This window comes from Streptomyces sp. 7R007, assembly GCF_054850255.1.
On the sequence record NZ_JBTWMV010000054.1, the window covers coordinates 14,983 to 35,849 of the forward strand.

Annotated in this window: 20 protein-coding genes and 1 pseudogene; 11 read left to right on the plus strand and 10 right to left on the minus strand. The window is 70.3% G+C overall.

Annotation, left to right across the window (positions count from 1 at the left end; genetic code table 11):
* The first annotated feature begins 285 nt into the window (after nucleotides 1-285).
* The 3 genes from ACYF6T_RS38120 to ACYF6T_RS38130 all read left to right on the plus strand — a co-directional run bounded on the left by ACYF6T_RS38120 (nucleotide 286) and on the right by ACYF6T_RS38130 (nucleotide 2,491).
* The gene (locus ACYF6T_RS38120) at nucleotides 286-873 is read left to right on the plus strand and encodes a hypothetical protein (RefSeq protein WP_461702416.1); all 588 of its coding nucleotides are present in this window, start codon (nucleotides 286-288) and stop codon (nucleotides 871-873) included.
* Between the two features lie 66 nt (nucleotides 874-939).
* Nucleotides 940-1,461, plus strand: coding sequence for a hypothetical protein (locus tag ACYF6T_RS38125; RefSeq protein WP_461702417.1), 522 nt, complete (start codon nucleotides 940-942; stop codon nucleotides 1,459-1,461).
* Between the two features lie 139 nt (nucleotides 1,462-1,600).
* Nucleotides 1,601-2,491 (plus strand): hypothetical protein, encoded by an 891-nt coding sequence (locus tag ACYF6T_RS38130; protein ID WP_461702418.1) that lies wholly within the window; start codon nucleotides 1,601-1,603, stop codon nucleotides 2,489-2,491.
* 144 nt (nucleotides 2,492-2,635) lie between these two features.
* On the opposite strand, the gene ACYF6T_RS38135 is transcribed toward ACYF6T_RS38130, so the two are convergent.
* The 5 genes from ACYF6T_RS38135 to ACYF6T_RS38155 all read right to left on the minus strand — a co-directional run bounded on the left by ACYF6T_RS38135 (nucleotide 2,636) and on the right by ACYF6T_RS38155 (nucleotide 6,065).
* The gene (locus ACYF6T_RS38135) at nucleotides 2,636-3,250 is read right to left on the minus strand and encodes a hypothetical protein (RefSeq protein WP_461702420.1); all 615 of its coding nucleotides are present in this window, start codon (nucleotides 3,248-3,250) and stop codon (nucleotides 2,636-2,638) included.
* Nucleotides 3,247-3,909 carry a hypothetical protein gene (locus ACYF6T_RS38140; protein ID WP_461702421.1) on the minus strand — a complete coding sequence of 221 codons (663 nt, stop codon included), beginning with the start codon at nucleotides 3,907-3,909 and terminating at the stop codon, nucleotides 3,247-3,249. The genes ACYF6T_RS38135 and ACYF6T_RS38140 overlap by 4 nt, the downstream gene beginning before the upstream one ends.
* Before the next feature lie 35 nt (nucleotides 3,910-3,944).
* A complete protein-coding gene (locus ACYF6T_RS38145) occupies nucleotides 3,945-5,252 on the minus strand; it encodes a hypothetical protein (RefSeq protein WP_461702423.1) in 1,308 nt (435 codons plus the stop codon).
* Between the two features lie 81 nt (nucleotides 5,253-5,333).
* The gene (locus tag ACYF6T_RS38150) at nucleotides 5,334-5,651 is read right to left on the minus strand and encodes a hypothetical protein (RefSeq protein ID WP_461702425.1); all 318 of its coding nucleotides are present in this window, start codon (nucleotides 5,649-5,651) and stop codon (nucleotides 5,334-5,336) included.
* Nucleotides 5,652-5,765: 114 nt separating this feature from the next.
* Complete coding sequence (locus ACYF6T_RS38155) at nucleotides 5,766-6,065, minus strand: WXG100 family type VII secretion target (protein WP_461702426.1); 300 nt, start codon at nucleotides 6,063-6,065, stop codon at nucleotides 5,766-5,768.
* A gap of 2,322 nt (nucleotides 6,066-8,387) precedes the next feature.
* Between ACYF6T_RS38155 and ACYF6T_RS38160 the strand changes: the two are divergent.
* From ACYF6T_RS38160 to ACYF6T_RS38170, 3 genes and pseudogenes are all read left to right on the plus strand, one after another.
* Nucleotides 8,388-8,900: pseudogene (locus ACYF6T_RS38160) on the plus strand (FtsK/SpoIIIE domain-containing protein); the annotation flags it as partial.
* 489 nt (nucleotides 8,901-9,389) lie between these two features.
* The gene (locus ACYF6T_RS38165) at nucleotides 9,390-10,889 is read left to right on the plus strand and encodes an FtsK/SpoIIIE domain-containing protein (RefSeq protein WP_461702452.1); all 1,500 of its coding nucleotides are present in this window, start codon (nucleotides 9,390-9,392) and stop codon (nucleotides 10,887-10,889) included.
* A gap of 21 nt (nucleotides 10,890-10,910) precedes the next feature.
* Entirely contained in the window at nucleotides 10,911-11,507 is a 597-nt protein-coding gene (locus tag ACYF6T_RS38170) for a hypothetical protein (RefSeq protein ID WP_461702428.1), read from the plus strand.
* On the opposite strand, the gene ACYF6T_RS38175 is transcribed toward ACYF6T_RS38170, so the two are convergent.
* Together ACYF6T_RS38175 and ACYF6T_RS38180 are read right to left on the minus strand one after the other, a co-directional pair.
* Nucleotides 11,479-13,395, minus strand: coding sequence for a serine/threonine-protein kinase (locus ACYF6T_RS38175; RefSeq protein ID WP_461702429.1), 1,917 nt, complete (start codon nucleotides 13,393-13,395; stop codon nucleotides 11,479-11,481). The genes ACYF6T_RS38170 and ACYF6T_RS38175 overlap by 29 nt on opposite strands.
* Nucleotides 13,396-13,527: 132 nt before the next feature.
* Nucleotides 13,528-14,376, minus strand: a complete 849-nt coding sequence (locus ACYF6T_RS38180; protein WP_461702431.1) for a menaquinone biosynthetic enzyme MqnA/MqnD family protein — start codon at nucleotides 14,374-14,376, stop codon at nucleotides 13,528-13,530.
* Nucleotides 14,377-14,663: 287 nt separating this feature from the next.
* On the opposite strand from ACYF6T_RS38180, the gene ACYF6T_RS38185 reads away from it, so the two are divergent.
* Complete coding sequence (locus ACYF6T_RS38185; protein WP_043442843.1) at nucleotides 14,664-14,867, plus strand: cold-shock protein; 204 nt, start codon at nucleotides 14,664-14,666, stop codon at nucleotides 14,865-14,867.
* Nucleotides 14,868-14,975: 108 nt separating this feature from the next.
* Here the strand turns inward: ACYF6T_RS38185 and ACYF6T_RS38190 are convergent, their stop codons facing one another.
* Nucleotides 14,976-15,542: a helix-turn-helix domain-containing protein gene (locus ACYF6T_RS38190; protein ID WP_461702432.1), complete on the minus strand. Its 567-nt coding sequence runs from the start codon at nucleotides 15,540-15,542 to the stop codon at nucleotides 14,976-14,978.
* A gap of 68 nt (nucleotides 15,543-15,610) precedes the next feature.
* On the opposite strand from ACYF6T_RS38190, the gene ACYF6T_RS38195 reads away from it, so the two are divergent.
* Genes ACYF6T_RS38195 through ACYF6T_RS38205 form a run of 3 tightly spaced genes read left to right on the plus strand, consistent with a single transcriptional unit; the run spans nucleotide 15,611 to nucleotide 17,264 of the window.
* The gene (locus tag ACYF6T_RS38195; RefSeq protein ID WP_461702433.1) at nucleotides 15,611-16,300 is read left to right on the plus strand and encodes an AzlC family ABC transporter permease; all 690 of its coding nucleotides are present in this window, start codon (nucleotides 15,611-15,613) and stop codon (nucleotides 16,298-16,300) included.
* A complete protein-coding gene (locus ACYF6T_RS38200; RefSeq protein WP_461702434.1) occupies nucleotides 16,297-16,614 on the plus strand; it encodes an AzlD domain-containing protein in 318 nt (105 codons plus the stop codon). The genes ACYF6T_RS38195 and ACYF6T_RS38200 overlap by 4 nt, the downstream gene beginning before the upstream one ends.
* Before the next feature lie 11 nt (nucleotides 16,615-16,625).
* Entirely contained in the window at nucleotides 16,626-17,264 is a 639-nt protein-coding gene (locus tag ACYF6T_RS38205) for a class I SAM-dependent methyltransferase (RefSeq protein WP_461702435.1), read from the plus strand.
* 81 nt (nucleotides 17,265-17,345) lie between these two features.
* Here the strand turns inward: ACYF6T_RS38205 and kstD are convergent, their stop codons facing one another.
* Nucleotides 17,346-19,124, minus strand: coding sequence for a 3-oxosteroid 1-dehydrogenase (gene kstD, locus ACYF6T_RS38210; protein ID WP_461702436.1), 1,779 nt, complete (start codon nucleotides 19,122-19,124; stop codon nucleotides 17,346-17,348).
* 64 nt (nucleotides 19,125-19,188) lie between these two features.
* Complete coding sequence (locus ACYF6T_RS38215; RefSeq protein ID WP_461702437.1) at nucleotides 19,189-19,755, minus strand: DUF6817 domain-containing protein; 567 nt, start codon at nucleotides 19,753-19,755, stop codon at nucleotides 19,189-19,191.
* A 185-nt stretch (nucleotides 19,756-19,940) separates the two neighbouring features.
* Here ACYF6T_RS38215 and ACYF6T_RS38220 point away from each other — a divergent pair, with 185 nt between their 5' ends.
* Nucleotides 19,941-20,843 (plus strand): LysR family transcriptional regulator, encoded by a 903-nt coding sequence (locus ACYF6T_RS38220; RefSeq protein ID WP_461702439.1) that lies wholly within the window; start codon nucleotides 19,941-19,943, stop codon nucleotides 20,841-20,843.
* Nucleotides 20,844-20,867 lie beyond the last annotated feature (24 nt).

Here is a 20,867-nt window from a genome sequence, read left to right on the forward strand (position 1 = left end):
TGCGTCTTTGACGAACTTGAGTCTCACGGGGAGCCCACCACAGTGAAGCGCCGCCATTGCCCGCTGCCGCCGCACTGACCGCGACCGCAGCCCTGCACTGACGGCATGCTGAGGTGGGGACGACAGCTCGACGGCCAACGACAAGATCGCGGGGGCCGATACCGGCAGTACGAAGCCCTCGTCGTCCCGATCCCTTCAGCAAGCTTCGCTGCGGATTGACGGAGGTATCAAGATCGGCCCAAGGCGTTCAGCAACTACACGCAGGCCCTGAAGGGGCCCTCCTCGGTGAACGCATCGCCCGAGGATGTGAAGAACGAAGTCGAGGATTTCCCGGTGATGTGGGCTGCTCCGGTTGCCATGGCCCGCGGGCTCCCGCGACAACTCGACCGCGATCGCCGCCCGGCCGCATATTGCACCACCGCGCTCGTAACCGACCAACGCATCGTCGTGATCGGCGATCCGGACGGACGGCGCAACAAGTCCGAGTTGCTGTGGGAATGCGAGCGCAGCAACATCGCGGCGGTGGAGCGGAAGGCATACAGTCGCGATGCATCGGACACCGTCCTACGCTTCACGGACGATTCCCAGTTTCGTTTGCACTTGCGCTCCGGGGCTTGGTTCCGCTACCTGGTCGTCGAATACGAGTTCACCGATCTCGATGTTCTGACACTCGGTCAGCGTAGGATAGTTGACCCGCTGCTCGTGAAGCATGGCTTCGGCCATCCCCCCGTTATCACCCGTCACCCCAGCGGCAACTCCCTCGTCGAACTGTTGCCGCCGGATGCCTTCCCTCCATCCGGACAACCCGTCTCCGTTACGCACTTGATGCGTTTCGATGGCTTGGACGCGCCCTCCAGTCCCGACGACTTCTGACCCACCCCTGACGTAGGACTGCGCCCCAGGGAAGCGATCGCTGAATATCTGTCCAATATCGGTCTCGTGTACTCCGCACTGGGCCTGTTCTCCACGGACGACGGCGGTGTCGCCCAATGCGCTTTCACTGTGGCCGCTGTCCAAACGAACCAGACCGACCCTGAGATCGCGGCACAGGGCATCCTTGCCACGCTCAGTCGCGACCCCGTGAACGACACCCGCTGGATGGACCTCCCCTGCGGTCCGGCAGCCTCCTGCGTGACCTTGCGCGAACTGAGCATCAATCCCTCCATCACCGCGGACGGCCAGCCCAAGAAGCCTCTGACTGAGCAGATTGAGGTTCATGTTCCGTTCCCGACGGGCCCGTACGCCGCCATCTTCACCCTTCACACGGCATCCACGGAGTGCTGGGAAGAGTTCTATAATCACGCTGTTGCCGCACCCGCCAGGCCACAACTCTTGCCGACGGCATGCCGAGGCGGGGACCGGCAAGGGAAGCGACGAACTGGCCAAGACCGCCATCACGGTGGACAGCGTCATCCAGCAGCTGCACGAATTGGCCGTGGCCTCGACGTCTTCAAGGGTTAATTCATCGCCAAGAACTACTTCGGTTTCAGGAGCTGAGCGCAGCATGAACAGCACCGATGTGGAATCTACGTCACCGGCCGACCCCGATGGGCGCCAAGACTGACCGGACCGAGTTCCTCCCTGGAGAAGTGACGTACTGATGGACTGGTATCCCAGCGCCGACGACGATCTGCTGCTCAGGACCACGGCCAAGTTCGCCAGCGGTATCGCCCCCGCGGTGGCGGGATCTCGATGGTTCCGGGACCCGGATCGCAACGACATCCAGCGCGAGTTGCCCAGTTGGCCCGAAGGCCCTGTCTACTCGCTGCACCCGACCGGGGACCGGGTCGCCCGACGCACCGGGCGTGCCTTCCTCGTCGGGATCCCCATCATCGCCAACATCATCGCGAACATCGGCGGGGCCGCCGGCTCGCCCTTCGGCGACGTGGCGGTACGGGGCAAGCCAGAGGAGCCGGAGAACGAAGTCCAGGACTTTCCCGTCATGTGGGCCGCTCCCGGCACCCTCGCGCGTACCGTCCCCTGGCAGCTCGATCCGGCCCGCCGCCCCAAGGACTACTCCACCGACCTCGTCCTCACCAGCCGACGCCTGCTCTTCCTCGGCACCCGGACGGGCACGCTGGACAAGGCGGACGTACTCGCCGAGTTCCCACGCGATTCCATCGCCGGAGCGAAGCGCATGACGTACAGCGAAGTCGAAGCGGACGTACGGCTGACGTTCACCGACCAGTCCTGGATCCGGCTGTTCACCGGCAACCCCGACAGCGCCGAGCGTCTGTGCCAGGTGCTTGCCGGAACGGCCCGCACCGTTCCGGAGAGCGAACTGTCCAGTGGCCAGCGCGACCGCTTGACGCGCTTCCTCGCCGAACTCCCGGCGGACGCCCAGCCTCCGCTCCTCACCCGTCTCCCGAGTGGGATCGTGATGGTCGAGGTTCGTGTCCCGTCGAAGGCGTCCAAAGACGTCTTCGAAACCCACTCGATCCTGATGGGTCCTTCCGGCGAAGCCGCCAAACCGCAGCCCGGGGATTTGTAGCGGACCGTGCGATGCCCGCCGCAGGGGAGTGCGACAACGACGAACCGGCCGTCTCCTTCTCAGTCCCTCTGGACCCTCTTTGCGTGAAGCACAGCCGCATGCACCATCCGGCCTTTCCTGCTCCGCCGACGCTGCGAGAAAGCGTCACTCCCAGTGCAACGTGCCGGCCACCGCGTCGAACAACTCCACCATCTGGTCGGCGAGCGGATCGATCGGAGTGGAGAAATTCAGCATCAACCAGCGCTCGGTGGCCGGGATCGGCAGGTAGTAGGCGAGAGTCGTCGTAGGCATGGTGTTGCCCAGCTGCTTCTCGGGGACCGCTTCTTCCCTGTGCCGGATCCGCACCCCCTTGCCGGCTGCGGGAAGCTTCACGACGCTCACTTCACCGTTACTGCCGTAGCCGCTTCCGGTCAGGTGCTCCGCGAGCTCCCCGGCATCGGAGGTGCGCGGCCACTCGTCCGGTGCCGGGACGCTGATCAGCAATGAGGAGGCCAGCGGCACTGGCCCCAGGGAGAGCGTGGACAGGTAGAGTTCGGTGCCGCCGACCCTGAAGGCGTCCTTCGCCTTCCGCTGGAGGTCCTGCATGAACTGCTTCTTGAGATGGGGTGCGTTGTCCACACCGCGGAACGTCAGATCCGCCAGCGCCACGATGGCGCGGTCACGGTCGTCCGGCGGATCGAGCGCCACCTGGAACCAGCCGTCCGGCACGATGACGCGGTAGTCCTTGGGCGGTGAGGAGAACTCCTCTGCCGTCTTCATTCACTTTCTCCGTCGGTCGAGCCGGTCGAGTTCCCGGTGGAGAGCGGAGTGATCCGCATGGAGCGCACGGCATCGTCGGCCAGTTGCGTGATCTCTTCGGTGAGAGCGACCTTCTCCCAGGTCACTGTCACGACCACCAGGGTCTGCATACCGGGCGGAAAGACGGCGTAGCGGATGAACTCGGTCAGTTTGCGGCCGAACCCCAGCATGCGCTTTACCTGCAGCATGGCCTGGACTCGCACCGCGGGCCCAGCAGGAAGCTCAAGGCTGGTGATCTGGGGTTCACCGGCGACCTGAGCGTTGCCCCACTCCAGCAGCAGCGGGGTGACTTCCTCGGCGCCGGGCCGGGCCACGCCCTCGTCGCCGTAGCCGTCGACCATGAGGTTGGCGAGCGCCTCCCCGGTCTCCGAGTAGTACGCCGCCGCGAGGACCGGTACGTCGTCGTTGAGGTCGAGGGCTCGATCCACCATGTCGTCGAAGACCGCGCTCTTCTCGATCTCCAGACCGAGCGGGTTGAGGCCATTCACGACTTCTGTGGCCAGGGCCTTGGCCTCGGCCTTCGTCCCTTCTTGGAGCGTCAGGTCGATCCAGCCGGGCTGGAAGCCGAAGGTGCACTCGAAGGTCTCAGCCAGCGGAGCGCCTTCGCTCGATGTGCTCACGTCTCGTTTCCTTTCAACGGCGCGTAGCCGTCCGCTCAGCCGAGGAGCGGGTCGAGGTTTCCGTCCAGACCCAGCCCGCCCAGCGTAATCCCCGCCCCCACCACCGACATGCGGCTGGCCGTCTTCGAGATCTTGTTCAGAGCGCTGGAGTCGAACTGACCGCTCAGAGCAGCCGTTCCCAGTTTCACGGATTTAAGGTCGGACGCCACTCCCGGGTCGGCCATGGAAAACGATTTGGGAATGCCTTTGAGCAGGCTTCCACCGCCTCGTGTGCGCAGTTCGTTCCAAGCCGCGCTGTAGTTTCCGCTCCCAGGCTTCAGGGCCTTGAGGTTGCTGCTCCACGCGCCCTTCGAAAACGGCTCGGTGAAGGGCTCCTTGAGAGACCCCCAGACGTCTCCCTTGCCCAGCTTGAACTGCTTCCCGGACAACCTTCGGAGGTTCTTGTTGGCTCGGCTGACCTGACGCGCGGTGCGAGCGATACCGGCCTTTCCCAGCCTTCCCAGGGATCCCTTGGCGAACTTTCCTGCGATCTTGGAAAAGCCCTTTCCGACGCCCATCATGAGGAATCCCAGAGCCGCGATACCCAGGTCCATCCACTCTGCGTTGCCCTGCAAGACCTGGACGAACGTCGCCACGAAGTTCACGATGGTGGCGATCATCGCGATAGCGCCCAGGACTCCGGCCAATGCCTGGCCGATCACCGGAATCCATCCGACCACCAGGGACAAGATTCCGCAGACTGTGGCGATCCAGGATGTAACGTCTGCGATCCGCTTGACCAGTTTGTCCCAGAAGCCATCTTTTAGGGAGTCGTGGTTAACAATGGCGTCGATGGAATCCGCGGCACGTTTGGCCGCGTTGTCACGAATCTTCTTGGCCTGGTTGATCTTTTCGCGAGCGGTCTCGATCTCGTCCTTGGCCGCATCCCGCTTGGCCTCGATGTCCTTGCGGTCCTTGTCGACGTCTTCCTTCTTACGACCGCTGCCGGACAGACCGTCGAGGCTCTTCTGCGCTGCCCCTTTTCGCTGATCGGCATCCTGGGCGTCTTTGAGAGCCGCGTCAGCGATCTCCTGCGCGCGGTTGAGATCGGATGCGTAGTCCCGGGCCGGGGCATGCACCTTGTCCTCGTAGGTGCCGCCCTCTTCGACCACTGCGGAGCCGATGGCTGTCGCCGCGGTGTCGTAACGTTTGAATGCGGCTTCGAGCTTCTTGACGTTGCCCTTTGCCTTCTCCCGAAACTCTTTGCCCGCCTTGCTATCCCAGGCGTCGACTTCGGCGATCGCCTTCAGGTTCTTGATCTGACGTTCGAGTTCGTCGGCCGTTTTACGCAGGGTCCTACCCAACGACGCCAGTCGGTCGGGGTCTCCGGGGACCGGATCCCGGTCCGCCACCGGATGCCAGTCGCGTGGTCTTCCTCCCACTGCCTACTTCCCCTTCCCCTTCGGGGCCTGGGCACCCCGAATGGCCTCGGCCAGCTCGTGGTCGATGTCTTGGTAGGCTTTCGCGGCTGCTTTCGCGATACTCGCGAGCGCGTCCACTTCTCCGGTCAGCTTCTCCCGACTCATCTTCCAGTTGTCGGCGAAGTCCTTGAACTTGTCCGCGAGATGGTCGTTTCCGAAGTCGTCCGAGTAGTGGTCGAGTTTCCCCATCCCGTCGAACGCCTTCTTGATGCTGCTCAACCCTTTGCCCATGCTCTCGATCACTTCGAGATCAAGCCGTTGGCGATCACCTTCGCCGGCCACAGCGCCCCCATCGATGTGTATCTCGCCGGCCTTCAGGCCGGGCTGGCAGAACCAAGGTAGTAGCGGCGGGACGCGCGGATCCCGCCGCTACCACAGGACTCCGAACCGGTCAGGTCAGCCCTTGACGCCCTTGGCCAGCTGCTCGTCCAGGTCCTCGTACGCCTTCTTCGCGTTCGTCAGGAACTTGGACAGGCCCTCAAGGCCCTGGATGGTCTTCGACGCGCCCTTGGTGAAGTCCTTCATGGCGTCGTCGTAGGCGCCGGAGGCCTTCTGCGTGGTGAAGCCGTTCTGCACCAGCTCCTCGACCCCCTTCTCGATGCCCTTGAGGTGGCTCTCCATCTCGTGCATCGCCTTGATGAGGTCGTTGGCCTTCTTCTCCATCTCGGAGTATGTAAGGTCGGTGTCCTTGGCCATGACGGCTCCCTCCCGTTCTGATCGCCGCAGGGCCTGCCCCCGTGGCTGACGTAGCGGCGCTTCCCCCGGCGGGCCGCCGGGCGTCCGCATGAGCAAAGATCTTACGGGTGAGGCACGTGGGACCACAGCACGGTTCTGCAAGGGATTGGTGAACCAGTGCACATCCCGCTGCAACGGTGAAGGCCGGGGCGGTTAAGGTCACTCCACTGAGTTGAGCGTGCCGGGGGCGGCCTCGGCCTCGCGAGGAGGACGAACGTGCGCCTGAGTCTGACCGTCGTCGACCCGCTCGCCGGCGTCAGCGCCGACGTGGTGCTCGACGCCGATCCGGAGTCGACGGTGGGCGACATCACCCGGGAGCTGGCCCGCCAGGTCGGGCTCGGCGACAGCGCGCAGATCATCCCCATCGGTCACCACAGGGCCACCGGCGGAGCGACCGGCGGGGCACCCGTCGCGTACGTCGACGGCTACCCCCTCGACCCCGCGGCCAACGTCGTCGGCTCGCCCCTGCGCGAGGGCGCCGTCGTCAGCCTGCACGACCCGGCCGGCTGCGTGCTCGGCGAGCCCACCGGCATCGTGGAGTTCCGCGTGGCCGGCGGCCCGGCGGCCGGTGCCGTGCACCGGCTCGGCGTGGGGCGCTACGACATCGGCAGCGGCCCCGCCGCGCAGTTGCGCATCGACGACCCCGAACTCCCGGCCCGCGCCGCCACCCTGACCATCGCCATCGACGGCACCTGCAAGGTCACCGTGCACGAGGACAAGGAGAGCGCTCGCCTCGACGGTGCCGAGCTCGACGGCGGCGACGGTGGCGACTGGCCCCTCGGTGCTCAACTCGCCCTCGGCAACAGCCTGTTGGAGATCATCGCGTACGCGGCGCCGGACGCGGCCCTGAAGTGGTCCGAGGACGGTGTCGGACTCGACTACAACCGTCCGCCCCGGCTGCGGCCGGCCGAGCGCCGCACCCGCTTCCGGCTGCCCAACCCGCCGGGCGAGTACGAGGCCCGGCCGCTGCCCTGGCTGATGGCGCTGCTGCCGCTGGTCGGCGCCGTCGTCTCCTCCCTGGTCTTCGGACGCTGGTACTACATGATCATGGCGCTGATGAGCCCGGTCATGATGTTCGGCAACTACTTCATGGACAAGAAGACCGGGCGCAAGTCCCACGCCAAGCAGGTCAAGGAGTACCGGGAGACCAAGGAGCGGATCGAGAAGGACGCCCAGGACGCGCTGCGCACCGAGCGGCTCGACCGGCGCACCGCCGTCCCGGACCCCGCGGCCGTGCTCGCCATCGGCACCGGCCCGCGTACCCGCCTGTGGGAGCGCCGGCGCACCGACGCCGACCATCTGCTGATCCGGGTCGGCACCGGCCGGGTCCGTTCCGAGGTCGTGCTCGACGACCCCGAGCAGGACGAGCACAAGCGCGAGGTCGTCTGGCACATCGAGGACGCCCCGGTCGCGCTGCCGCTGAAGGATCTCGGTGTCGTCGGCATCGCCGGACCCGGCGGTTCCGAACAGGCCCTGGGACGCTGGGCCGTGGCGCAGACCGCGGTCCTGCACAGCCCCATGGACGTGCAGTTCTACGTCCTCACGGACAACGAGGCGCACGAGCGCTGGGACTGGGTGCGCTGGCTGCCGCACACCCACCCCTCCGGCGGCCAGGACGTCAACGTCCTCATCGGCACCGACTCCGAGACCGTCGGCGCGCGCGTCGGCGAGCTGACCCAGCTCCTCGACGCCCGGCAGAAGGCGATCAAGGAGTCCGGGAAGGGGCGGGGCGACGGACCGTCCTTCTCCGAACCGGACGTCGTGGTCGTCTGGGACGGCTCGCGGCGGCTGCGGTCCATGCCGGGTGTCGTACGACTGCTGCGGGAGGGCCCGGCGGTCGCCATCTACGCGATCTGCCTCGACGAGGAGGAGCGGTTCCTGCCCGGCGAGTGCCAGGGCGTCGTCGTCGCCGAGCCCCGGCGCACCGAGGACAGCGGCTCCGCGACTCCCGTGGTGCAGCAGGCGGCCGGCGGCTTCCCCTCCTTCCACGCCTGGCACCAGGCGGCCGAGCAGACGTCGTACGACGACCGGCAGCAGGCGCTCGAACTGCGGCTGCGGGTGCAGCAGAGCGGCGCGCGCCGCATGCTCGACGTACGGCCCGACTTCGTCTCGCCCGCGTGGTGCGCGCGTCTGTCCCGGGCGCTGTCGCCGCTGCGCGACATCAGCGGCGAGACCGAGGACTCCGCGCTGCCGAGCTCCAGCCGGCTGCTCGACGTCCTGCAGCTGGAACCGCCGACGCCGGACGCGATCGCGGCGCGGTGGCGGATGGGCGGGCAGTCGACGATGGCGGTCATCGGTGAGTCGTACGACGGCCCGTTCGGCATCGACATCCGGCGGGACGGCCCGCACGGACTCATCGCCGGTACGACGGGTTCCGGTAAGTCGGAGCTGCTGCAGACCATCGTGGCGGCGCTGGCGGTGGCGAACACGCCGGAGAACATGACCTTCGTCCTCGTCGACTACAAGGGTGGCGCCGCGTTCAAGGACTGCGTCCATCTGCCGCACACCGTCGGCATGGTGACGGACCTCGACGCCCACCTCGTGGAGCGGGCCCTGGAGTCGCTGGGTGCCGAGCTGCACCGGCGCGAGCACATCCTGGCCGCCGCGGACGCCAAGGACATCGAGGACTATCAGGACCTGGTGAGGCGGGATCCGTCGCGCCCGCCCGTCCCCCGACTCCTCATCGTCATCGACGAGTTCGCGTCGATGGTGCGTGACCTGCCGGACTTCGTCACGGGGTTGGTGAACATCGCCCAGCGAGGCCGGTCCCTCGGCATCCACCTGCTCCTCGCCACCCAGCGGCCCTCCGGTGTCGTCTCCCCCGAGATCCGCGCCAACACCAACCTCCGTATCGCGCTGCGCGTGACGGACGCCGGCGAGTCGACGGACGTCATCGACGCCCCGGACGCCGGGCACATCGCCAAGAGCACACCGGGTCGCGCCTACGTCCGGCTCGGGCACGCCTCGCTCATCCCCTTCCAGTCCGGCCGCGTCGGCGGCCGGCGCCCCGGTGCCGCCGATCCGGCCACGCTCGCCCCCTGGGCCGGTCCGCTGACCTGGCAGGACCTGGGCCGAGCCGCGCTCACCAAGCCCAAGTCCGAGGCGCGCGAGGACGACGAGATCACCGACCTCAAGGTGCTCGTGGACGCCGTCCGGGAGGCCAACCAGGCGCTCGGCATCCCCGCCCAGCACTCCCCGTGGCTGCCCGCCCTGGAGGAGACGCTGCTGCTGGACGACATCCCGGCGGTGCGCGGCGAGGGAGCGCTGCCGGCCGCCCCGTACGGTGTGGCCGACCTGCCGGCCGACCAGGCCCGGCGTCCGGTGGCCGTGGACTTCGCCACCTTCGGGCATCTCCTCGTCGCCGGCGCCCCGCGCAGCGGCCGCTCCCAGGTGCTGCGGACGATCGCCGGTTCGCTGGCCCGCACGCTGTCCTGCGCCGACGTCCACCTGTACGGCATCGACTGCGGCAACGGCGCGCTCAACGCGCTGACCCGGCTGCCGCACTGCGGCGCGGTCGTCAGCCGCAACCAACTGGAGCGTGTGGTGCGGTTGTTCAGCCGCCTGACCGGTGAACTCACCCGGCGCCAGGACCTACTGGCCGACAAGGGGTACGCCGACATCGGCGAGCAGCGCGCCTCGGCGCCGGAGGACGAGCGGCTGCCGCACCTCGTGGTGCTGCTCGACCGCTGGGAGGGCTGGCTGCCCACGCTGGGCGAGTACAACCACGGCGATCTCACCGACCAGTTGATGGCGCTGATGCGTGAGGGCGCGAGCGTCGGCATCCACCTGGTGATCACCGGTGACCGTCAGCTGCTGACGGGCCGGATCTCCTCGCTCACCGAGGACAAGTACGGTCTGCGTCTCGCGGACCGCAGCGACTTCTCGATGCTGGACATCAACGCGCGCAAGGTTCCCGAGGAGATCCCGCCCGGGCGTGGTTTCCGCAGCGAGACGGCGACCGAGACGCAGTTCGCGCTGCTCGCCGAGGACACCAGCGGCCAGCGGCAGGCGGCCGCGCTCGTCGCGATCGGCGACGCGGCGGCCGCGCGGGACGCCGCCGTGCCGCGCTCGCGCCGCCCCTTCCGCGTCGACGTCCTGCCGAGCCGGATCTCCTTCGCCGACGCCTGGGCGATGCGCGACCCCGCGGTCAGCGCCTCCCGGCTGTGGGCCCTGGTGGGCGTCGGCGGCGACGAGCTCACCGCGTTCGGCCCCGACCTCGGCCAGGGCATCCCGACGTTCGTGGTCGGCGGCCCCGCCAAGTCCGGACGCAGCACCGTCCTGCTCAACTTCGCCCGCTCCTACCTCGCACAGGGCGTTCGCCTGGTCCTCGCCGCCCCCCGCCCGTCGCCTTTGCGTGAACTGGAAGGCCAGGACGGAGTGTTGAAGGTCTTCACCGGCCGTGACATCGACGAGGACGAGATGGAGGAGCTGGTCGGCTCGGCGAGCACCGAGCAGCCGGTCGTCGTCCTGGTCGACGACGCGGAGGTGCTGGACGACTGCGACGCCGAGGACGTCTTCAAGCGCATCGTCGAGCGGGGTGCCGAGGAGGGTCTGGCCGTCGTCATCGCCGGTGACGAGGAGGAGATCTGCGACGGCTTCTCCGGCTGGCAGGTCGACATGAAGAAGGCCCGCCGGGGCATCCTGCTGTCCCCGCAGGACAGTTCGGCGGGCGAACTGATCGGCATCCGCACCAACCGCAGCATGGTCGGCGGCTCCGTCACCCCGGGCAAGGGCATGCTGCACCTGGGCGGCGGCGAGCACGTCACGGTCACGACGCCGCTGTAGCAGTAGGTACGGGGGAGAGACATGAGCGGGGGATCGGCCAGGCCGAAGCGGCCGAAGGCGGCGCCGGCGGGGTTGCGGTACGCGCACCTGCCGGGGCGGCCGGGAGGCGGGAAGCCCAAGAAGGACCGGGGCTGGATGCTCGGATGCCTGCTGTTCCCGCTGGGCTTCCTCGCCGTCATCCTGCCGGTGGCCGCCGTCGCGATGACGTGGGGCTACGACATCTGGGGCGACCTGGCCGTGTCCTGGCCCGGCGGACCCTACGCCTTCGCCGGGTCCGTCGGTGCCGTCGCGCCGCTGGTCTTCGTGGCCTTCGCGGCTCCGCTGGCGCGGATGGAATGGAAGCGGAGCAGGATCCGCTCACTGGGCCGGGCGGCAGCGTCGCTGCCCGGTCTGGCGGTCGGATACCTGGTGGCGGGGGTGATCTTCTCGGTCGTGCCGTCCAAGCACGGGTTCAGCGGCTGCGGCAGCCGGGGCAGTCCCTGCTGGGTGCAGCAGAACTACCCGTACGTGTGGATCGTCGGTCTGCTCGCCACCGTCGTCATGACCGCCGCACTGATCGCCGTTCTGATCAAGTACGGCCCGGGCCGGTCTACTTCACCTTCGACATCCGAGCCATAGGCCGCCCCTCCGCCTCGCTGTCCGACGCGTACTTCAGGTCGTCCCCGACCCGTGACAACCGCACCGTGTGCGGGGTCGGGTTGCAGCCCTCGTGGTTGGACTCGGCGCCCGTCGACGTGGCGACGATCTGCCGGGGTGTCACCGACTTGACGGTGAGGACGTCGTTGCAGACGCCGCCGAGTTGGTCGGTCTGCCGGAGTCGGCCCAGTTCCTCGCCGACGTCCGCCCGGTGGACGGTCAGCCGGAAGGTGCCCACCGGGAGGGTGCCGTCGAGGGCGAGGCCCTGGCCTTCCCAGGTGCCGAGGTAGGAGGCGGGGACGGCGGTCCCGGTGCCGGGCGCCGGCGTCGTCGAGGGGGCCGTGGACGGCGTCGCGTACGAGCCCGTGTCGCCGCCCCCCGCGCTCGTGTCGTCGCCCCCGCCCGGCAGCAGGTCGAAGAGCAGCACCGAGCCGACGGTCACCGCGGCCAGCGCGCCCGCGACGGCCAGGACGACCGTGCAGCTCAGGCGCCGTCCGCGCCCGCCGTCCCCCGGCGCGGAGGTCGCCGCCACGGACACGGACACTCTGCCGGGGCGGTCGTCCTGCACGGGCGGTGCGTCACGGGGTTCGGGGGCCTCGGGGACGACCGTCGGCGCGCCCATCACGGGCGCCGGCCCGAACTCACCGGCCATCGGGGCGTCTGGCAAGCGATCCGGTCCGAACTCCCCAGCCTCCGGCCCAAACTCACCTGCCGCCGGAGCGCCTGCCGAGCGACCCGGCCCGAACTCCCCCACCCCCGGCGCAAACTCACCTGCCGCCGGAGCGCCTGCCGAGCGACCCGGCCCGAACTCCCCCACCCCCGGCGCAAACTCACCTGCCGCCGGTCCAAGCTTCCCCACCCCCGGCCCGAACTCCCCCACCCCCGCCCCCGGTCCCAACTCCCCCACCCCCGGCCCGAACTCCCCCTCCGTCACCGACACCCCGCTGAACCCCACCGGCCCCGAAACCGCCTCCCCCGCTTCCAGGTTGAGCAGTTGTACGGCACTCCGGCTGACCTGTTCCACCAGCGGCCCCGGCAGCCACCCGCCCGCGACCAGCCGCGCCGCGCCTTGCGGAGCCAGCCGTCGGCTCACCTCGCCGGGGGTCGGCCGTGCCGTGGGGTCCTTGGCCAGGCACGCCTCCGTCAGCTCCCGCAACTCACCGCTGAGGGCGTCGAGTTCGGGCTCCTCGTGGACCACCTTGTACAGGAGCGCCGCCGACGAGTCGCCGGGGAACGGCGGCCGGCCCGTCGCCGCGAACGCCAGCACCGCGCCGAGCGAGAACACGTCCGCCGCCCCGGTCACGCCCTGGCCGAGGATCTGCTCCGGCGACATGTAGCCGGGCGAGCCGACCGAGACGCCGGTGGAGGTGAGGGACGCCGTGCCGTCGGTGGCCCGCGCGATGCCGAAGTCGATCAGGAGGGGGCCGTCCAGGGTCAGCAGGACGTTCGACGGCTTCACGTCCCGGTGGACCAGGCCGAGTTCGTGCACCGCCGCCAGCGCCTCCGCGAGGCCCGCGCCCAGCGCCCGTACCGAATGCGCCGGCAGCGGGCCGCCGTCCGCGATCGCCGCCGTCAGGGAGGGGCCGGCCGCGTACGCCGTGGCCACCCAGGGGACCGGTGCCTCCGGGTCGGCGTCCAGGACCGGCGCCGTCCACGCGCCGCCCACCCTGCGCGCCGCCTCGACCTCGCGGCGGAAGCGGGCGCGGAACTCCTCGTCCAGGGCGAAGTGCGGGTGCACGATCTTGACGGCGACCGTGCGGCCGCCCGCGCTGCGGCCCAGGTAGACCCGGCCCATCCCGCCCGAGCCGAGCCGGCCGAGCAGGCGGTAGGGCCCCACGACGGTGGGTTCGTCACCCGCGAGCGGCTGCATGAGCGGATCCCCCTCCCCCGTACCCGCCGTACCCCCGTACCTGTCAGATGCAGGTTACGGCCGGAGCAGTTCCGCGCTCCCCCTTACGGCCGGAGGAGATCCGTCCCCCTGCCGAGCGGCGGCGTCCCGTCGTCACGCCCCCAGCAGTTCCACCTTCACGTCCGCCGGGAAGCCCGTCGTCGGGCCGACGCGGCGGGCGAACTCCGCCACCGCCGCCAGTTGCGGAGCCCCGAAGCGGAAGTCGAGGGTGGTGAAGTAGCGCTCCAGGACCTTCTCGTCGAAGGCCTCCCAGCGGGCCGCCTGCTCGGCGACCTTGCCGACCTCCTCCAGGGAGAGGTTGCGGGAGGCGAGGAAGGCCTCGTGGACGCGCCGGGTGATGACCGGCTCGCGCTCGGCGTACTCCCGTCGCGCCGCCCACACCGCGAACACGAACGGCAGGCCGGTCCACTCCTTCCAGAGCGTGCCGAGGTCGTGCACGTCCAGCCCGTAGCGCGGGCCGTCCAGCAGGTTCGCCCGCAGCGCCGCGTCGCCGATCAGCACCGCCGCCTCCGCCTCCTGCATCATCAGGCTGAGGTCGGGCGGGCACGTGTAGTAGTCCGGCTGGACGCCGAAACGGTCGGCGAGCAGGAGCTGGGCCAGCCGCACGGACGTGCGCGAGGTGGAGCCGAGGGCGACCCGGCGGCCGTCCAGCCGCTCCAGCGGGACCTGCGAGACGATCACGCAGGACATGACCGGGCCGTCGCAGCCGACGGCGATGTCGGGGAAGGCGACCAGGTCGTCCGCGTTCTTGAGGAACTCGACGAGGGTGATGGGCCCGATGTCGAGGTCTCCCTGCACCAGCTGCTCGCTGAGCTTCTCCGGGGTGTCCTTCGTCAGCTCGAAGTCGAGGAGCGTGCCCGTTCTCGCGAGCCCCCAGTACAGGGGCAGGCAGTTGAGGAACTGGATGTGGCCGACGCGCGGCCGGGTGCGAGAATTGTCCACATCGCGACACTAGACCCCGTGGGGTAGGCTGCGGACTCCGACCCCCGGGTCAACCCCTCTTCGATCTTCAAACGTCCGAGTGACGTGATCTTGACCTCTATTGCTTTCGGCTGCCCGCGTGCTAGGCTCGCCGCAAGTTGCAGTTTGGTTTCCCTTGCAGTACAGAGCCTGCGGAGCATGTGACCGCGGGCTCTAGTCGTTTTCAGACGTATGCAGTTGTGCGGCATCTTGTTTTCACACTTGCAGGGTTCTGGAGCAGGGCAACCCTTTGGGCCCAAGGAGGGCTTATGGCTACCGGAACCGTGAAGTGGTTCAACGCCGAAAAGGGCTTTGGATTCATCGCCCAGGAAGGCGGCGGCCCCGACGTCTTCGTCCACTACTCCGCGATCAACGCGAACGGCTTCCGTTCGCTGGAGGAGAACCAGCAGGTCTCCTTCGACGTGACCCAGGGCCCGAAGGGCCCGCAGGCGGAGAACGTCACCGCCATCTGAGTCACGAGGTCACGAGCCCAAAGCTCTGATCCGGAACGGATGCAGTACCCAAGGAGCCCCGCGCCGCAAGGCGACGGGGCTCCTGCCCTGTCCAGGACCCTGCCGGCCTCACACGTGCTGCATGACCAGCACGAACGTCGTCCCGGGCGCCAGCGCCTCGTACGAGTGCGGCACGTCTCCGCGGTAGGTCATGTAGTCCCCGGGGTTCAGTTCCACCGCCTTCCCCGCCGGCCCGGCCTTCACCCGCCCCGTGCTCACGATCAGGTGCTCGACCGTGCCCGGAATGTGCGGCTCGGACTCCCGTACGGCCCCCGGCTCGGCCCGCAGGTGGTAGATGTCACGCCGCGCCCCGGGCGGGCTGGCGGACAGCAGTGTGGCCGCGTAGTCGGCCTTCTCCGAGGCCACGGAGGGCCCCTGGCCGGCCCGGATCACCCGTACGGCGGGCACGGGCGGCTCCACCAGTGTGCTGAACGGCACCCCGAGCGCCACGCCCAGCGCCCACAGCGTCTCCACGCTCGGGTTCCCGCTCGCCGCCTCCAGCTGGGACAGCGTCGACTTCGCGATTCCGGCCCGTTTGGCCAGCTCCGACAGCGACAGCCCCGCGCGGGTGCGTTCGCGGCGCAGGGAGGCGGCGATCCAGTCGAGGGGGAGCCGGGCGGGCGCTGCGTCGGACATGTCGTTCGCTCCAGAAGTACGATCGTTCGCCTTGACGAACGCGGCAACTACTGTCCAGTATAGAGAACATGCGTACGGCAGAGCGAACGCCCCCTGTCCCCTACGGCGAACTGGTCCGCGACGCCTCCCTCATCTGGGTGGCCGGCGGTGTCGTCGGCGTCTCCTTCGGCGCGATCGCCGTCGCCGGCGGGCTGCCGGTGTGGGCGCCGGTGCTCATGTCGCTCGTCGTCTACGCCGGCTCCGCCCAGTTCAGCGCGGTCGGCGTGCTGCTCGCCGGGGGCGGTCCGGTCGCCGCGGCGGCCACGGGGCTGCTGCTCAACACCCGTACGGCCGCCTTCGGCCTCGCGATCGCCGACACGCTCGGCCGGGGGCGTCTCGCCCGTCTGGCCGGCGCCCATCTGGTCACCGACGAGAGCGTGGCCTTCGCCCTCGCCCAGAGCGATCCCGTACGGCGCCGGGCCGCGTTCTGGGTCTCGGGCATCGGCCTGTTCGTGGCCTGGAACGTCGGCGTCCTCGCCGGAGCGGTGGCCGGCGGCGCGCTCGGCGACACGGCGGCCTACGGGCTGGACGCGGCCTTCCCCGCGGTGCTGGTGGCACTGGTCCTGCCGGCGGTGCGGGCGGATGCGCGGACACGGCGGTGCGCGCTGCTCGGCGCGGCCCTGGCACTGGCGGTCAGCCCCGTGGTCCCGGCGGGGGTGCCGGTGCTGGTGGCGCTGGCGGGGCTGGCACTGTACGGCCGCAAGGAGGTCCCGGCGTGAGCGCCACGGTCGCCGTGATCCTGGCCCTGGCCGTCGGCACGTACGCCTTCCGGCTGGTGGGACCCGCGCTGCACGGGCGGGTGGAGCTTCCCGCCCGGGTACGGGAGTTGCTGTCGGCCGGGGCGGTCGTGCTGCTGGTCGCCCTGCTGGCGACGGGCGCGCTGACCGAGGGCGGGGGCTTCGCGGGCTGGGAGCGCCCGGCCGGGGTGCTGGTGGGCGGCGTACTGGCCTGGCGCCGGGCGCCGTTCGCGGCGGTGGTCCTGGGCGCGGCCGCCACCGCGGCGCTTCTGCGGGTTGTCAGCGGCGGCGGCTAGGGTCCGCCCCCATGAGGGACACCGACTTCCTGACCGCTACCCGCACCTTCTACGACGCCATCGCCGAGGACTACGCCGAGATGTTCGACGAGGAGATCTCCGCCAAGCCCCTGGACCGGGCGGTGATGGCCGCGTTCGCCGAACTCGTGGGCGCGGGCGGGGAGGTGGGCGATCTGGGCTGCGGGCCCGGGCGGATCACGGGGCACCTCGCCTCCCTCGGGCTGTCCGTCTTCGGCCTGGACCTGTCCGAGTCGATGCTCGCGATCGCCCGCCGGGAGAATCCGCACCTGCGGTTCGTGCAGGGGTCGATGCTGGAGCTGGACCTGCCGGACGGGTCGCTCGCCGGGGTGGTGTCCTGGTACTCGTCCATCCACACCCCTGTGGACGAACTCCCGTCCCTCTTCGCGGAGTTCCGGCGGGTGCTCGCGCCCGGTGGGCATCTGCTCCTCGCCTTCCAGGTCGGCGACGAGCCCCGGCGGCTCGAAGAGCCCTTCGGGCATCCGGTGGTGCTGGACTTTCGGCGGTGGCGGCCGGAGCGGATGGCCGGGTTGCTGGCGGAGGCCGGGTTCGCGCCCGTCTCCCGTACGGTGCGCGAACCCTACGCCAACGAGACGACCCGCCAGGCCGCGCTCATCGTGCGCCGGGCATGAGCGACAGCTCAGCGGGCATCCGGTCCGCCGGCACCGGCGTGACGGGCCGGACCGAGCGCCGCTGAAGGGCTTCGAGTGCCGTTAGAGGACGCCCGCCGCGTCCAGGGCCGCGATGTAGCCGAACGTCATCGCCGGGCCGATGGTCGAGCCCGCGCCCGCGTAGCTGTGGCCCATCACCGCCGCGCTGGCGTTTCCGGCGGCGTACAGGCCCGGGATCGGGGTGCCGTCGGGGCGCAGTACCCGGGCGCGGGCGTCCGTCACCAGGCCGCCCTTCGTGCCCAGGTCGCCCGGGACGATGCGGAAGGCGTGGAAGGGGGGCAGCCAGAGGGGGGCCAGGCAGGAGTTGGGGAGGACGGCGGGGTCCGTGTAGTAGTGGTCGTAGGCACTGGTCCCGCGCCCGAAGTCCGTGTCCGTGCCTTTCAGGGCAAGAGAGTTGAAGCGGTCGACCGTCGCCCGCAGGGCCGCCGCCGGCACGCCGATGGAGCCGGCGAGGGCGTCCAGGGTCCACGCCTTGTAGGCGGCCCTGGAGGTGTACCAGTCGTCGGGGAAGGCGAGCGTCGGCGCGACGTCCTTGAAGAGGTACCGGTTGCGGTAGTTCTGGTCGACGATCAGCCACGCCGGGATGTCGGGGTCGGTGGGGTCGCGGTCGTACATGGTGTGCACGACGTCGCTGTAGGGCGCGGCCTCGTCGACGAAGCGGGCGCCGGCCTGGTTGACGATCAGGCCGCCGGGCAGGGTGCGTTCGGCGAGGCAGAAGTACGGCTGGTCCGGCAGCGGAATGGCCGGGCCCCACCAGGCGTCGTCCATGAGGGCGAGCGCCGCGCCCGCCTGCTGCCCCGCCCGGATGCCGTCGCCGGTGTTCTCCTTCGCGCCGACCGTCCACTCCGTCCCGACGGGCTGCCGCTGGTACTGCGCCCGCATGGCGGCGTCGTGCTCGAAGCCGCCGGAGCCGACGATCACCGCGCGCCGGGCGCGGACGAGGCCGGCGCTGCCGTCGCGGGTGACCACGGCCCCGGTGACGGCGCCGCTCTCGACGTACAGGTCGGTCAGCGGGGTGCTCAGCCATACGGGCACCCCCGCGTCCTGCAGCCCCTTGCGCAGCCCGGCCGCCAGCGACTGGCCCATGGTCAGCGGCCGCTGCCCGAGCACGGCCGCCTTCGTGCCCCGCGCCAGGCACTCGGCGGCGACGGCGGCGCCCTTGACGCTCACGGCGGCCAGGGCGAGCCACTTGTAGTCGGCGCTGAAGACGACCATCCCGGCCGGGACCGGCAGGTACGGCGGGTTGAGGTGGGCGAGTTCGGCGCCGAGGAGGTTGCCGTCGAGCTGGTCGGGCTCGATGGAGCGGCCGCCCGGCAGACCGCCCGGGAGCTCGGGGTAGTAGTCGCTGTAGCCCTCCATCCAGCGGAAGCGCAGCGGGCTGGCGGCCATCACGAAGGAGATCATGGCGGGCCCGTGGGCGAGGAAGGCGCTCTGCCGGGCCGCCGGCACGTCCGCGCCGACCACGGCGGCGAGGTAGGCGGCGGCCTTGGCGGGTGTGTCCGGGACGCCCGCGGTGAGGATCACGGGGTTGTTGGGGATCCAGATCCCGGCCCCGGAGCGGGCGGCGGATCCGCCGAAGGTGGGCGCCTTCTCCACGACGACGACCCCGAGGCCGCGCTTGGCCGCGGTGAGGGCGGCGGTCATGCCGGCGGCGCCGGAGCCGATGACGACCACGTCGTAGGTGCCCAGGAGGGGCGGGGTGGCGGCGGAGGCCCGGCCGCCGGTGAGGGCGACGCCGGTGGCGGCGGCCGCCGTGGTGCCGAGGACCTGTCTGCGGGTGGGTGTGCCGGTGCGTCTCGCGGGGTCGGCGCTGGTGGACATGTCGGGTCCCTTCGACCGGACGGGGACAAGGGGGACCGGAATGTCGCGCAGGGGTCTTGTGAAGTCAAGAACCGTGCGCCGGCCGGGACTCCAGGACGGTCAGGCAGTCCTGCCAGGCGGCCTCGCTCAGCAGCGGCCGGAAACGGGTGAAGAGGGCGAGGAGTTCGGGGCCCCACTGGGCGCGGAAGTCGCGGTTGCGGTGGGCGAGGTCGAGTTCGTTGGCGGCGGTGAGCTCGGCGAAGTCCCGGCGCAGGTGGGCGGGCGGGGTGAGGGTCCGCCCGGTGAAGCGGTCGCGGAAGCGGGAGCCGGGGGTGGCGAAGTCCGGGTAGGTGGCCCTGCGGTCGCAGCTCGCGTAGAAGTACACGAGCTCCTCGGCCTCCGGGCCGATCACGGCGGCCAGTTCGGTGCGGCGGTCGAGGGAGAGCAGGGCGGCCGGGAAGCCGTCGGTGCCGTACGCGGCGTGGCACAGGCCGGCCAGCCGGAGGGCGGGGCGGGCGTTCCAGGCGGTGAGCCGGTCGCGTACGCGGTCGAGGTGGGCGAGGAGCGTGCCTCCGGGGTGCGGGATCCGGTCGGCGCCCAACTCGCGCAGGAACGCGGTGGCTTGGTGGGTGGGGGTGGTGGTCCGCGGCACGGTGACGTCCCTTCGGGGGGATGTGGGTCGGCACCCGCTGCCGCGTCGTCCCTGCCGGTCCGGATCCGGCGGGGAAGGTGGAGCGGGTTGCCGCCCGTGGGGCCCTGGGGAGGATCGTCGTACGTCCGCTCGGCGCAGTCAATCCTTGGGATTTACGCCCAACTCCAAGTGTTAGCTTGGGTGTTGTGACCCTGGATGATCTGCGTGTGTTCGTCGCCGTGTGCCGGGCCGGCAGTCTGAGCGCGGTGGCCCGGGACCTGGGCTGTTCCCAGTCGGCGGTGAGCCAGCACGTGCGGCGGCTGGAGCGGGAGACCGGGGTCGCGTTGCTGGAGCGGCAGCCGCGCGGGGTGGTGCCGACGCGGGCCGGGCGGGTGCTGGAGGGGGCGGCGGCCGAGGGGATCGCCGGACTGGACCTCGCGGTACGGCAGTTGCGGGACCTGGTCGACGGGGCCGGCGGGTTCGTGCGGGTGGCGACGGGGGCGACGACCGTACGGCACTTCATGTCGGACGCGGTGGTGGCGTACCGGCAGCGGTATCCGGCGGTCACCCTGGAGTTCCGTACGGTCAGTTCGGGCCGGGGCAGCTTCGACGCGCTCGCCGACGGGACGCTGGATCTGGCGTGGATCACGCTGGGGCCGCCGGTGCGGGGCATCGAGCAGCGGGCGGTGGTGGAGCTGCCGTGGGTGCTGGCGGTGCGGGCGGACGATCCGTGGGCCGGGCGGCAGCGGCTGGAGGCCGCGGAGCTGGCGGACGTACGGCTGATCCGGTTGCCCCCGAACTCCGCGTCGGCGGCCCGTCTGGAGGCCGCGTGCGAGGAGTTGGGGCTGCGGTTCGCCTACGAGCCGAGCGTCGCCGACTGGGACACGGCGCTCCTGCTGGCGGAGCTCGGCGTGGGCCGGGCGGTCGTCCCCTCGCTCCCGGGGCTGCCGGTCCCCGGCACCGGCGCCCTCCGCCTGATCCCGGTCCCCGCCCTGCGCCCCCTGCCCGTCGGCTGGGCGGTGCGCCGCTGGGACGCCCTCAGCCCGCCGGCCCGCGCGTTCGCCGACACGGTGACGGAGTGCCACGCCCCGACGGCCACCGGCACCTAGCTGTACCCAGCTATACCTGGCGGT

What these genes read in the sequence shown, in the direction of transcription:
- ACYF6T_RS38130 (WP_461702418.1), top strand. Translation starts at nt 1,601, where the DNA reads ATGGACTGGTATCCCAGCGCCGACGACGATCTGCTGCTCAGGACCACG.
- ACYF6T_RS38135 (WP_461702420.1), bottom strand. Translation starts at nt 3,250, where the DNA reads ATGAAGACGGCAGAGGAGTTCTCCTCACCGCCCAAGGACTACCGCGTC.
- ACYF6T_RS38155 (WP_461702426.1), bottom strand. Translation starts at nt 6,065, where the DNA reads ATGGCCAAGGACACCGACCTTACATACTCCGAGATGGAGAAGAAGGCC.
- ACYF6T_RS38170 (WP_461702428.1), top strand. Translation starts at nt 10,911, where the DNA reads ATGAGCGGGGGATCGGCCAGGCCGAAGCGGCCGAAGGCGGCGCCGGCG.
- ACYF6T_RS38175 (WP_461702429.1), bottom strand. Translation starts at nt 13,395, where the DNA reads ATGCAGCCGCTCGCGGGTGACGAACCCACCGTCGTGGGGCCCTACCGC.
- ACYF6T_RS38185 (WP_043442843.1), top strand. Translation starts at nt 14,664, where the DNA reads ATGGCTACCGGAACCGTGAAGTGGTTCAACGCCGAAAAGGGCTTTGGA.
- ACYF6T_RS38190 (WP_461702432.1), bottom strand. Translation starts at nt 15,542, where the DNA reads ATGTCCGACGCAGCGCCCGCCCGGCTCCCCCTCGACTGGATCGCCGCC.
- ACYF6T_RS38195 (WP_461702433.1), top strand. Translation starts at nt 15,611, where the DNA reads ATGCGTACGGCAGAGCGAACGCCCCCTGTCCCCTACGGCGAACTGGTC.
- ACYF6T_RS38205 (WP_461702435.1), top strand. Translation starts at nt 16,626, where the DNA reads ATGAGGGACACCGACTTCCTGACCGCTACCCGCACCTTCTACGACGCC.
- kstD (WP_461702436.1), bottom strand. Translation starts at nt 19,124, where the DNA reads ATGTCCACCAGCGCCGACCCCGCGAGACGCACCGGCACACCCACCCGC.